The sequence below is a fragment of the Corynebacterium pelargi genome, from assembly GCF_014635485.1.
Taxonomy (GTDB): Bacteria; Actinomycetota; Actinomycetes; order Mycobacteriales; family Mycobacteriaceae; genus Corynebacterium; species Corynebacterium pelargi.
Genome location: NZ_BMCX01000002.1, coordinates 403015 through 416136 on the forward strand (window position 1 = coordinate 403015; position 13122 = coordinate 416136).

At 55.2% G+C, this 13122-nt stretch carries 7 protein-coding genes; 3 read left to right on the top strand and 4 right to left on the bottom strand.

Annotated elements, in window-relative coordinates; genetic code table 11:
• Window positions 1-47 precede the first annotated feature (47 nt).
• From IEU99_RS05645 to IEU99_RS05660, 4 genes are read right to left on the bottom strand one after another with little or no spacing between them, the layout of a single operon-like run.
• A complete protein-coding gene (locus tag IEU99_RS05645) occupies window positions 48-1826 on the bottom strand; it encodes an ABC transporter ATP-binding protein (protein ID WP_128890379.1) in 1779 nt (592 codons plus the stop codon).
• Window positions 1826-2911, bottom strand: a complete 1086-nt coding sequence (locus IEU99_RS05650; RefSeq protein ID WP_128890378.1) for a FecCD family ABC transporter permease — start codon at window positions 2909-2911, stop codon at window positions 1826-1828. The genes IEU99_RS05645 and IEU99_RS05650 overlap by 1 nt, the downstream gene beginning before the upstream one ends.
• The gene (locus tag IEU99_RS05655) at window positions 2908-4050 is read right to left on the bottom strand and encodes a FecCD family ABC transporter permease (RefSeq protein ID WP_128890377.1); all 1143 of its coding nucleotides are present in this window, start codon (window positions 4048-4050) and stop codon (window positions 2908-2910) included. Before IEU99_RS05655 ends, IEU99_RS05650 begins: the two co-directional genes overlap by 4 nt.
• Window positions 4047-5123, bottom strand: a complete 1077-nt coding sequence (locus IEU99_RS05660) for an ABC transporter substrate-binding protein (RefSeq protein WP_206731206.1) — start codon at window positions 5121-5123, stop codon at window positions 4047-4049. Before IEU99_RS05660 ends, IEU99_RS05655 begins: the two co-directional genes overlap by 4 nt.
• Window positions 5124-5513: 390 nt before the next feature.
• On the opposite strand from IEU99_RS05660, the gene IEU99_RS05665 reads away from it, so the two are divergent.
• The 3 genes from IEU99_RS05665 to IEU99_RS05675 are packed head-to-tail and all read left to right on the top strand — an operon-like array spanning window position 5514 to window position 12751.
• Complete coding sequence (locus IEU99_RS05665; protein ID WP_128890375.1) at window positions 5514-8282, top strand: type I restriction-modification system subunit M; 2769 nt, start codon at window positions 5514-5516, stop codon at window positions 8280-8282.
• Complete coding sequence (locus tag IEU99_RS05670; protein WP_128890374.1) at window positions 8279-9478, top strand: restriction endonuclease subunit S domain-containing protein; 1200 nt, start codon at window positions 8279-8281, stop codon at window positions 9476-9478. The genes IEU99_RS05665 and IEU99_RS05670 overlap by 4 nt, the downstream gene beginning before the upstream one ends.
• A gap of 24 nt (window positions 9479-9502) precedes the next feature.
• Window positions 9503-12751, top strand: coding sequence for a type I restriction endonuclease subunit R, EcoR124 family (locus tag IEU99_RS05675; RefSeq protein ID WP_128890373.1), 3249 nt, complete (start codon window positions 9503-9505; stop codon window positions 12749-12751).
• The last annotated feature ends 371 nt before the right edge of the window (window positions 12752-13122 follow it).

Consider the following 13122-nt stretch of genomic DNA (forward strand, 5'->3'; position numbering starts at 1 on the left):
GCCTTTCCAGCTCCTCGGCGCTGAGCTGAACACCGGAATCAGTGCGCTTATACCGACACCACGACGGGGGAGCCGTCGACGTCCATCACGTCGACGGAAGCCTGGAAGAGCTGCCCGATGCGCTCTGGGGTGAGCACTTCCTGGGGCTTGCCCGCGGCCACAATCTCGCCATCGCACATGGCCAGCATGTGGTGGCAGTAGCGGGCTGCCAAGTTGATATCGTGCAGCACCATTAACACCGTGGTGCCTGCTTCGGCGTTTCTTTGCGCCACTGCCTCCATCAAGGCCACCTGGTGTGCTCGATCCAGATACGTTGTTGGCTCGTCGAGCACTAACACGTCGGTATCTTGGGCTAGGGCGCGAGCAAGCCAGACGCGCTGGCGTTGCCCGCCGGAAAGTTGGCTGATTGGCCGGTGGCGTAAAGCGTGGACGTCGCAAAGCTTCATGGCTTCTTCCACAGCCTCCTGATCCTTTGTGCGCCAACGGTGCAACCCCTTGCCGTGGGGGTGCCTGCCTGCGACGATGACGTCTTCGACGCTAAAGCCCTCTAAGGGTTCCGGTTTTTGGGAAAGCACCGAAATCAACCGGCCACGCTGCTTCGGCGTGAGTGCATTTAAGGCCATATCGCCACCATCAGCACGGACTGCCACGGAGCCTGCCAGGGGTGCCATGATGCCGGTGAGGGTTCGCACCAACGTAGATTTGCCACAACCATTCGGGCCGATCACGCCGGTGATCGCACCTTTGGCAATGCGCACATCGAGGTCGGAGGATATGCTGACGCCCTGATAGCCCGTGGCAAGCCCGGATGCGCAAATAACTGGGGTGGTATCAGATGCCAGATCGCCTGCAGAAATAGCACTTATTGGAGCCTCCTTGCGTTCCTGCCTGCTCGTATCCTGGCTGGTTGTCTGCACCCCAGAACCAAGGTGGGGCACCAGCACCTTGCGCTTTGGGTGTTGAACAAACTTACAGTCCAGGCCAAATACATCCTGATGGATCTCGCGGCTGAGCACCTCGCGCGAAGGGCCCGATGCCACGATTGCCCCGTCGCGCATCACCACGATCGTGTCGGCGATTTTGAGGGCAGCATCCACATCATGCAGCACCACCACCACCCGGATGCCGCGTTGCGCGATGGCGGCAACCAGGTCGAGTACTCGCTGCTCACCGCCGATATCCAGGTAGCTCGTTGGCTCATCAAAGAACACAATTGGCGTGGTTTGCGCCAGCGTCATGGCAATCCAGGCGCGCTGCTGCTGTCCGCCAGACAGCGCCTCCATTGGCTGGTGGGCAAGTGCGCCGATGCCGCATTGCTCGATGGCGTCGTCGATGGCTTGAACGTCGTCATGCGAATGCGGCTGGAATAGTCCCTGGTAGGGGTAGCGCCCTTTGCCCACAATATCGCGCACACTTAAACCATTGGTGTTGGAGCCGTGCTGGCCAAGGACTGCAATCATCCTCGCCACAGCCTTGGGCGACATCCGCGATAGCCGCTTGCCATCGACAATCACGTTGCCGTGCGTGGGGCGCATCAGCCGAGCCATCGTGCGCAGCAGCGTGGATTTCCCGCAACCATTCGGCCCGATCAGCGCGGTCACGCCCTCACCAATACACAGATCAATCCCATCGATGATCGGATCGCCCTTTTTGGAATAACGCACGCTCAGCCCCTCGGCCTGGATCATGCGGCAGCTTTTCGACGCTCCTCCGACCCCAGCCGTGCCAGCATCGTGAGGAGCCGCTGTGTGTTCTGGTTGTGGTGGCTGGGTTGAAGGCTTGTCTGCCTGCAGCGTTGCTGTGTTGTGTGGATTGTTGGAAAACATCAGCGCCTTCTTTGGAAAAGAGTGAACACAATCAAAAAATAGGGCGCGCCAATAGCGGCGATGACTACGCTCACGGGGACGGGAACGGGCATGAAATGTGCGCCAACAACATCGGCGATGATGGTTAAAAGCCCACCTACGATGCCTGTGAGCAGCAAGGACAGCGCGGTAATTTGACCTACCATCAAGCGAACAATGTGTGGCACCACCAGTGCCACAAAGCCGATTAGCCCGGCCACGCTCACGGCGATGGCAGCGAGCCAGCAGCCCACGCAGATCAGCACTAAGCGGGTGCGTTCAACGTGAATACCACTGGTGGCTGCAACATCTTCGCCCAATGCAATAAGGCGCAAGGCGTTGATGCGAGCAAGCGCTATCGGCAATGCCACCACCAGGCCTAGGGCGATGAGGCTGACGTCTGACCAACTTGCCCGCGATAGTGAACCGATGAGCAAATTATCCGCCCACACCACATCTTGGATGGGGAATCGGCGCACCATATAGGCTTCTGCTGCGCCTAGGAGTGTTTGCATACCAATGCCCACGAGTACTAGGCGGGCGGGATCTAAGTTTCCGCGCTTTGCCAAAAAGTACACCGCCATGGTGGTGGCTACGGCACCGATAAAGACCACCACGGGCAAGAAGGCAACATTGTGCGTGATTAAAATCCAAATGAATCCCGCTGCACCTGCACCGGAGGTCACACCGATGATATCGGGGGCAACCAGATCATTCCTGGTCACGCCCTGAAAGATTGCGCCAGACATAGCAAGCGCCATGCCCACCAAAAATCCCAGCAGCAGGCGCGGGAGGCGAAGCCGAAACACCACAAACTCGGTCTTGGCATCGGCTTGGGACCATAGGGCAGTGAGCACGTCTTTGGCCGCTAGGGGCACATCGCCAATGGTCATGGCGAATACCGCCACGGCAGCGCTCAGCCCCAGGGCAATGAGGATGAGCAGTGCCGTCGAGCCATGGAAGCGAAAGCTCCACCACGAGGTGCTGTGCACGCGCCACGGGCTTTTGCCCACCGGCGCGCTATCTTTGGCCTGTGGCTTTGGGCGTTGCTTGGTTGTAGGAGTCATGACGCCACCTTCGAGGATTGGCGAGCAATAAGAATGAAAAATGGTGCACCGATCGCACCCATGACGATGCTGGCCTCTAATTCGGCGGGAAATAGCGCGAAGCGGCCGAGGATATCGGCGGCGGTGAGCATGGATGCGCCCACGAAGGCGGACAGCACGATGCCCCACTCCACCGATCCGCGCACCAATGGGCGAACCAGGTGAGGAACTGCAAAGCCCACAAAACCGATGGGCCCACAAATAGCCACGCTGGCTCCGGCCATGGCCACCACCACGATTGAGGCGATGAGCCTGGTGCGTGCGGTGTGTACGCCGGCGGCTGCGGCGATGTCTTCTCCAAGGGCGAGCATGCCGATGCTTCGAGACATCAATATGCAGATCACCATGCCTGCAACGGCAAGGCCGATGGCCAGAGGGAAGTCTTCCAAGCGACGTCCACCTACGCCACCGATCATGATGTAGCGAACCGTTTCACGGGTGTGATCATCGCTGTAGACCATGATGGAGGTCCAGGTTGTCATCACCGTGCCGCCGATCATGCCGGCAAGCACCAAGCGCACCGGGGAGGATTGCCCGCGAGTGCCTTGGCCAATAAAGATCACCAACAAGCCCGCCAAGACTGCACCGGCGATGGCCATGAGGGTGAACTGTTCGGGGCTATCGGCGCCGAAGAAGAACACCGCAGCAGTGATGCCGAATCCGGCGCCGGAAGATACCCCAAGCACAAAGGGGTCGGCCAAAGGATTGCGGGTCACCGCCTGCATTACGGCACCGGCAACACCGAGGGTGGCTCCTACCAGCATGGCGATGATGGTGCGCGGGATGCGCATATCGCTAATCACCGTGTGGTTATAGCCATTGGCATCAGCAGTGGTGAGCGCTTGAATGATCTGCCGCGGCGGAACCGATACCGAACCCAAAGACACGCTGGCTACCGCCAACACGCAGGCCAACACGGACACCAAGACCAGTGCCGCCCCACGGCTGATGGTGAAGCGCCCGGTCTTTGTTTGCGAGGCCGCGCCGGGGGCTGTGTTTTTAGCCTGGCCAGTTTGCCCGGCCAACCCAGCCTGTCCGGCCTGCTTTACCGCAGCCGTGGTGCTGCCGGTTCCTGTCGCGGATGTGCCGCGGGCCGTCATGAATTCAGCGAGCCGATGTGCTTGTTCAGATCATCCAGCATGGAGTTTGCTTCCATGACGGATTCACCGTTCCACACCGCATTGACAAAGAAGGTCTGGTTATTTTTCACCGCGTTGAGCTTGTTCCACAGCGGGTGGTTTTTGACCTTCTCCACGTTGGCCAAGGTGGCCTTGTCTTTATCGTCTTGCTCGGAAGGATCGTCGTGGACTTGCACCACAACGAACATGATGTCGGCGTCGGCTTCGTTCAGGCGCTCCGGTGAAAGCGGGAAGGCTTCAATGGATTCGCCGTTGGTGGCTGCCTTGGTGGCGGCAAGATCGAGGTCTTGGTTCTTGGGGCGCTTGATGCCCACCTGATCCAGAACACCACCGGCGAAGGAACTCTTGGTGTAGATGATCAGGTTGTCGTTGCGGATGCGCAGTACGGAGACGGTTTTGTCTTTGAGGTAGTCGCCGTGCTTTTCCTTGAACTCATCTACACGATCTTGATAATCGCTGAGCAGTTCTTCAGCCTTATCTTCTTTGTTCATCACTCGGCCAAAGAAGCGAAGTGTGTCGTCCCAGCGGTGCTTGCGCTCGTCGCCGGATTCGATCACCACGGTAGGTGCAATGGCTGCGAGGGTTTCACGATTATCGTCGTCTCGTGGGGTAGATGCCACGATCACGTCCGGCTGTAGGGAAATAACCTTTTCGATGTTCAGCTCGCGCTCATGAAGATCCGTCGCCCCATCTTCCTTGAGCTTTTTCACCACATCCGGGTAGGGGTAGAGGTCGATTTCCATATTGGCAATGCCCACCGGGGTAATGCCCAGGGCCACCAGCGAGGTAATGCCCTTGGTGGAAACAAGACGTTGCGGCTGGTTCGGAATTTCAACGTCTCGTCCCACATCGTCGGTGAAGGTGCGGGTGCCGGAGGCGTTGTTGGAGGAGGCTTCGCTGCCTGAGCCTTGGGTGCCGGTGGTGTTGGCACCCTTGCTGTCGTCTGAGCAGGCTGCGAGTACGGTGCCGCTCATACCGATGCCGAGCATTGCCAGGAAGGTGCGTCGGCTCACTGTCTTGTTGTGCTGTAACACAAGATCCCCTTTAAGTATTGATAGCATAACCTTTGTAAGGCAAGGGCAACCTTAATAACGGGATTCATTCCTGACAAGCTCGTGGGTAATTTTATTCATCCCCCATTGCGCCCCCTTTCGAGCCAAAGATTCCAACACAGTATTCGGCACGATTTTCAAGCGCTCCGAGCGTCTAAAACACCAGGTGAAAGGGGTTAGTGCTGCTTTATAGCTTTTCGACGTCCACCGCTCCCAACCCCTCTGCCCGCGCGGGAGGGGAGTGGTGCTGCGGGGTTGCTATAAGGGGCCGGTGACACGGGCGAGTCGGACGCTGAAGTTATCTCGGTGGAATTATGCTGTTCAAAGTTGAAGAAACGAAACTGGAAACTCGCCAACAGTGGAAGACGTAATATGAATAAGCAGCAGCTCGCTTCGCAGATCTGGAAAGCCGCGAATAAGATGCGCGGTTCACTTGATGCTAACGACTACAAGGATCTCATCCTTGGCTTGATGTTCTATAAGTATCTTTCAACCCGTGAGGTGGAATTCTTTGTTTCCAATGGTCTGCCCATTGAATCCCTCGAAGTTCATCTGAACGGTGAGAACGAGCGCCGTGTGGCCCAAGCTCAAGACCAGTTGGGTTACTTCATCGAACATCAAGATCTGTTTAGCACCTGGGAAGATGATCTCAATGAGCTGCGGCCCTCAAAGGTGATCGAGGCAACCCAAGCGTTCGACGCCAAGGTCAACCCTGCTTACAAATCCATCTTCCATGAGATCTTTTCGCCACTGGCAGCTGCGGTGCCCAAACTGGGAACTGACGCCACCGCTCAAGGTAAGAAGCTGCGCGAGTTGATTCGAATCGTGCGTGATATTCCAACCGGTAGTCGCCAGGACTATGACGTCCTCGGCTACGTGTACGAGTACTTGATTTCCCATTTTGCAGCCAATGCTGGCAAGTCTGCCGGTGAGTTTTACACACCCCACCAGGTCTCGCTGGTGATGGCTGAAATCGTGGGTCATCATTTAAAGGGCCGCGATAGTATCCAGGTGTATGACCCCACGAGCGGCTCAGCATCTTTGCTTCTCAACATCGGTGAGGCAATCACTCGCCGCAGTGGTAACCCAGACTCTATCCAGTACTACGCGCAAGAGTTAAAGAAAGCCGCCTACTCCCTGACACGCATGAACTTAGTCATGCGCGACATCAAGCCAGCAAATATCGTTACGCGTGAAGGCGATTCCCTGGGAGCCGACTGGCCGATGATTGATCCGCACACGAACGAATACCATCCACTGTTCGTTGACGCGGTAGTTTCAAACCCGCCCTATTCAGCCGAGTGGGAGCGCCCCAAAACAGGCAGCGATCCCCGTTTCGCCTACGGCTTAGCACCGGAGAAAACCGCTGACTACGCATTCCTTTTACATGAGCTATACCACCTGAAAGACGATGGAATCCTGGCTATTGTCCTACCTCACGGAGTGTTGTTCCGTGGCGGGGAAGAAGCATCGATCCGTACCCAGCTTGTTGAACGCAATCATATCGATGCCATCATCGGTCTGCCCGCAAATATTTTCTACGGTACCGGCATTGCCACCATCATCATGATCTTGAAGAAGCAACGCGATGATGACTCGATCCTTTTCGTGGATGCCTCCAAAGGCTTTAGCAAAATGGGGAAGAAGAACGAGCTACGTCACCGCGATATCCGCAAGATCGTGGACACGGTGACCGAGCGTCGTAGCGAAGACAAATACTCCCGCCTAGTCTCCAAACACGAGATCAAAGACAACCACTATAACCTCAACATTCCCCGCTATGTGGATTCCAGTGAGCCGGCAGAGACGTGGGACATTTACGCCACCATGTTCGGAGGCATCCCACAAACCGAAATCGATGCTCTCAGCACCTACTGGGATGCCCTGCCGGGCTTGCGCGAAACTGTTTTCACCTCCACTACCGAAACCCATGCCCGCGTACGGGAAGACCTTCACTCTAAAAACCAATTGGTGGAGGCCGTGCGCCAGCACCCGAGCACACAGGCATTCATGCGTGACTATGTGCAGGCGTTTGCTGGCTGGGATGAGATCCTCGGTGACACCCTAGTCGAGGGCCTGAATGAGGTAAATATGACTACCATCGAGGGCGAGCTCCGCAATCAGCTATTTGAGCGCCTGCAGCAGGTGCCTATCGTTGATGACTATACGGTCTACCAGATTTTTGCTGACCATTGGTTTACCACCAACCGAGACCTCGAAGTCTTGAAAGGTCAAGGTTGGGGCACAATCCGTCAGGTCGAGCCCAACATGGTGCTTAAGAAAAAAGATGGCAAGAATACTGAAGTCCAAGATGGCTGGCTGGGTACGATCCTACCTTTCGGACTGGTGCAAAAAGAACTGCTCACTAAAGACTTCGAAGAACTGAGCATTATGGAGGTCAGACTGGCCGAGGCACAGGAACGTGTCGCAGAGTTATTTGACTCCCTAAGTGAGGAGCAGTTGGGCTCCGGTGATACATCAATTACTAACGCTGCCGGTGATGCTTTCGCCGTTGGCGGGGTGAAAGACCGCCTAGCACCGTTGCTGGAAGATATCACGAGTCCAGAGATTGACGTGCTCAGCGAATATCTCGAAACTAAGGGAGCGGCTAAGAAACGCATCATTACCGCTCACCCAGAGGTGGATTGGGCGTCCATGACCCCAAACAAGTCTGGGACCTACACCGACACTGTGGTGCGCAAGCGAATTGAGGATCTACGCCGCGCTAGTGACTTCGCTGAAGGCGCGATCGAGCCCGTGCTTATCGAGGCACTCGACCTGCTCGACGAAGTCAAAGAGGCAAAGAAAGCCATCACAGACCGCGAAGCAAAGATCCACCTTGAAACCAAGAATCTTATTGAGACCCTGGATGATGAAACCGCTAAACGACTTCTGCGCATGAAATGGGTGCGCGGCATGCTTACCGACATCGAGAGCGTTCCCACTCAAACGATCAACGAACTGATCGACGAAATTGAGCACCTTGACGCCAAGTACGCGACCACACTCTCTGACATCGGCAAACGCGCCAACGAGGCGCAAACGAACCTGGCCGAGATGATGGGCAGGCTTACCGGCCCCCAGCGCGACATGGAAGGAATTCACGAACTCGCCACCATCCTTAGCGGAGAACAAGCATGAGCGAGAAAAACACTCCTGAGATTCGATTGCGTGGGTTTGACGGATTTTGGAGTATTCTGCCATTCGCAGAGCTGGTAGATCGAAAGTCTCAACAAACTAGCCCGAATGGTTCGCTCACCGTCGAGTTTGAGGATATTAACGCTGGCGAAGGAACTCTCAATAAGGACCTAGCGAAGAAGTCGAACCATAAGGCCGGAATCCCGTTTGCGCCAGAGGACATTCTCTTTGGAAAGCTGCGCCCATATCTTAAGAACTGGCTACTTGCCGACTTTAGCGGGATCGCAGTGGGTGATTTCTGGGTCCTCCAAGCGACCAATTCTGATCCTGCCTTTATTCACGCAACGATTCAACGACCTGAGTTCATGGCGGTAGCCAACATGTCCTCAGGCACCAAAATGCCTAGGTCTGATTGGGGTCTTGTTTCAACGTCAACATTTTCTGTGCCATCAATAGCGGAACAGAAATCCATTGGTTCGTTTTTCCGTGAGTTGGATGCCGCTTTGGAGGCTGGAGAAAAGAAGCTGGAGAAGCTGCGCCGCTTGAAGCAGACAATGCTGGTTAAGATGTTTCCACGAGGGGGCTCGCTCGTGCCCGAAGTGCGGTTCAATAATTTCTCCGACAGGTGGAAGCGGGTTCACCTTGGAGACCTTGGTTCCACATTCTCAGGCTTGAGTGGTAAGTCGAAGGGAGACTTTGGTCACGGAAAGGCTCACTACATCACCTATTTGAACGTAAATCTTAACCCCGTTACCGATTATAATGATCTCGGCATAGTTGAAATTGACCCTCGCCAGACAACTGTATTACCGGGGGATATTCTTTTCACTACCTCATCCGAAGTGCCGGAAGAGGTAGGCATGTCTTCCGTAGTCGAAACAATCCCAGCAAATACATACTTGAATAGTTTTTGTTTTGGATACAGGCCATATTCTCCAATTCAGCATGATTATTGGGCATATATGCTGCGTAGCCCGTATCTACGACAGCAATTTACGGTCCTCGCTCAGGGAATATCTCGCTTTAACATCTCCAAAACGAAAGCAATGAACGTCCAGGTACTTCTTCCAACAGATTCCGAGCAGCAGGCAATCGGGGCGTACTTTCGTGAGCTGGATACCTTACTGGAGGCGGAGGCGGCGAAGCTGGTGAAGCTGCGGCAGTTGAAGTCGGCGTTTTTACGGCAGATGTTCGTGTAGTTCAGAGGTCGAAGGAGTTTAGTGATGGGTAAATTGGTGCGGTTCGCATCTGAGGGGGCGTTTGAGGACGCAGTAATTGAGGCTTTGACACTCCGGCATGGCTGGTCCAAGCATGTACTGCAGTATCCCTCGGTTGCTGATCTGGTGGATAACTGGGCCCGGATTATTTTCAAGAACAATGCTGAGTCTCGCCGCCTTAATGGTGTTCCCTTGTCTGAAGGTGAGAAAGCACAGCTGGTAGAGCAGATCGCCAGTTTGCATACTCCGGCTGATGTGCAGCGATTTTTGCAGGGTATGGAGACCACTATTGTTCGTGATCATCCCGATGACCCTGAGCATCAGGGCAAGCTTATCTCCTTGAAGATTTTCGATCCTAAAGAGGTTGCAGGTGGGGATTCGACCTACCAGATTGCTCGCCAGCCGGTCTTGCCGCGTAGCCACCAGCGCGATAAGGACCGGAGGGGTGATTTTATGCTGCTGATCTGGGGTATTCCGGTGATCCATGTGGAGCTAAAAAATCACGGCCATGACGTCAGTGAGGCGACCGGCCAGATCCACAAATACCTGCAGTCAGGCATTTTCACGGGGTTTTTTAACGCGGTCCAGGTGTTTATCGGAATGACCCCCACGCAGATGCGCTATTTCGCCCGTCCGGCGAAGACCGACCATCTGACTGACATGTTCCACTTTACATTTGCGGATCGTAACAACGAGGTTTATGAGTCTTGGCAGGAATTTGTTAAGCATTTCATCTCGATCCCCGCTGCTCACACGCTGGTGGGTGACTATCTGATCGCTGATGGTGGGGATGGGGAGCTTAAAGTCTTGCGGCCTTATCAGATTCACGCGGTGGCAGCGGTCGAGGCGCGTATGGCCAGGATTAATCGGGTGCCTCTTGAAGAGAGGGCAACCCATGATCACAAGGGTGGCTATATCTGGCATACCACCGGTTCAGGTAAGACTATGACGTCGTTTAAGACCGCGATGCTCATGGCACGTGACAAGATCGCCGACAAAGTCATATTCGTGTTGGACCGCATAGAGTTGGGTGACCAGTCGGAGATGGAGTACCGCAATTTTGCCGGTGATCAGATTGATATTGCCCGCCCCAACTCGACTGTCGAGTTAGCTACCGAGCTGCTCAAAGGCACGCATCGCCTGGTCATCACATCCTTGCACAAGCTGGGCAAGCTCACAAACCCAGACGAGCCGTATTACGCCCGCACAGATTTTGAGCGCATCCAGTCTCAGCGGATCGTGTTCATCGTGGACGAGGCGCACCGCTCGACCTTCGGCGAGATGTATGCGGGCATCCGTCGTTGCTTCCCTCGCGCCGTGTTTTTCGGTTTTACTGGCACCCCGATCCAGGAAGTGAACCAGAAGAAGCACACCCAAACTTCTGACCTTTTCGGGGACGAGTTGCACCGCTACAGCATCTATCACGGGCTGCGCGATGGAGCAGTGCTGCGTTTCGACTACCAGCAAGTCGACATTTACCCCGGCACTCAGATGCGTGAAAAAGTCGCGTTAGCTAAAGCCGAGGCTCAGACCATCGAGGGGGCACAAGCCAACTCTGCCAAGTGGCGTACGTACCAGCGATACATGGATCCCGACCAAGTTCCATGGGTGAGTCGCTTCGATAACGCGGGTAAGAAGGTGCCCGGCATTGAAGACCTGGTGCCTACCTCAAACTGGCAAGAGGCCGACTACCAGCAGCACGTGGTCGATGAAATCCTTACCAACTGGCAGCGCCGTTCTCAAGGCGGGCAGCTCCACGCCATGTTCGCTACCTCCAGCATTGAAGAAGCCATCGCCTACTACCGGCTCTTCCAAGCCCACAACCAAAAAGTGCGCGCAGCCGCAAGCGACCCCGCCGCCCCAAGGCCAGTGCTGGACCGCGAGCTCAAAGTTACAGCCGTGTTTTCTGATGCCGATGAGAACGTGGGTAACCAGCAACTTCGTACCGATGGGATCTTCGAGATCCTTGATGGCTATGAGGAAATGTTTGATCTGAATTTCGACCGGGCCGAACTGTCGGACTTTAAAGCTGATGTTGCTGACCGCCTCGCTCACAAAGAAGGCTACAAGTACATCACCAAAGATCAGATGCTCGACCTAGTGATTGTCGTCGACCAGTTGCTGACTGGGTATGACTCGAAATTCGTCGGCACGCTTTACCTGGACAAGGTCCTGGAATACGACAAGCTCGTACAGGCTGCCTCTCGCACCAACCGTATCTACGATAAGTTGATCAAACCTCAGGGCACCATCGTTTACTACCGCAAGCCCCGCACCATGACTCACAACTTCGAGGCCGCCTTTGATTTGTACGCCGGGGGCAACGCAAAAGCTGTCTTTGTTGACCCACTGCCGGCCAACCTAGAAGCGCTTAATGCTCTGTTCGATGTCATAGACGCTATCTTCAGGAGGTCCGGGATCCCCGACTACTCACGTTTACCTAATGCGGTGGAGGACCGGAAGATGTTCGCGGTGAACTTCTCCCAGTTGGCTGCGTTGGTGGAAACCTGCAAGGTGCAAGGTTTCACTTGGGAAAAGCTCACCTATGACGGTGCCAAAGAAGGCGATGAACCGGTCACAGTGAAGCTCACCGAAGAGGTCTATGAGATCTGGCTGGCCCGCTACCGTGAACTCGGAGACGGCACACCAGGCAACAAAGACGAACAAGTTCCCCTAGACCTCACCTGCCTGACCTACGCTCAAGACGCTAAGCGCATCGACCTTGAAGCGTTAGACAAAAAGTTCGACAAGTGGCGTAAAGCTATCGCAGACAACAAGACCGCCCAGGCTGACCTGGACGCGCTCCTAGTGGAAGTCCAACAGTGCTATGCCGCGTTGAACCAAGAAGAACAACACGCTGCCCGGACGGTTATCACGATGATCCAGTCCGGCTCCTTGAAGGTTGATAAGACCAAAACCTTCCGTGACTACATCAACGAACAACTCGCCACCACCCAAGACCGGCACATCGCGAGGCTCGTCGAAGCTACTGGAGCAGATGGGGACATTATCCGGGAAATGCTCAAAACCTTTGGTGGTCAAGGCGTGAGCGAAGAAGTACTCAAACAATTTGGACGCCTAGACAAGGTCCTCGGGACCGTTGACTATGCGGTATTCAGCATGTGGCTGAGCGATGAAAGAGGCCTCGATCTGCCACTGATCGACCAAAAATGGGCTGCTAGGCGCGTTATGATCGAGTTCTTCAAGCATGGCGCCATGAACGTCGCCAACTGGGACTCATCGGAGTTTGAATGATCCGTTCATAAAAACCCCAAGAGTTCTTGTTCGATGCTGTGCGTCGTTGGGCAGGATGTTAGTGCTGTGTGCGTGAGCGATGATTGCCTGGAGCTCACGATCTTCCCTGGTGCCTTAAAAGCTGGCGCGCCGGTTGTGTTCCGAATGTATCCACCGTTTTACAGACCACCTTCGCGGTGATTTGTCATGCCGGCAACGTTGTCCCTTCCAAGCCAAACGGCACTAGGACATTTCCCCTGATGCCGAGCGGGCTGGCTTCAAGAGACTTGAGCTTTTCGATCTTCGGATTCGAGGGAGGGGAGCCATAACAGGCATTTGATTTCAATGCGGAGGCGCTGTTGAAGCCTTTGCTATCCACTCACAGGCAGCTA

Coding starts and splice junctions, on each gene's coding strand:
- IEU99_RS05675 (WP_128890373.1), top strand. CDS start 9,503: ATGGGTAAATTGGTGCGGTTCGCATCTGAGGGGGCGTTTGAGGACGCA.
- IEU99_RS05645 (WP_128890379.1), bottom strand. CDS start 1,826: ATGTTTTCCAACAATCCACACAACACAGCAACGCTGCAGGCAGACAAG.
- IEU99_RS05665 (WP_128890375.1), top strand. CDS start 5,514: ATGAATAAGCAGCAGCTCGCTTCGCAGATCTGGAAAGCCGCGAATAAG.
- IEU99_RS05655 (WP_128890377.1), bottom strand. CDS start 4,050: ATGACGGCCCGCGGCACATCCGCGACAGGAACCGGCAGCACCACGGCT.
- IEU99_RS05650 (WP_128890378.1), bottom strand. CDS start 2,911: ATGACTCCTACAACCAAGCAACGCCCAAAGCCACAGGCCAAAGATAGC.
- IEU99_RS05670 (WP_128890374.1), top strand. CDS start 8,279: ATGAGCGAGAAAAACACTCCTGAGATTCGATTGCGTGGGTTTGACGGA.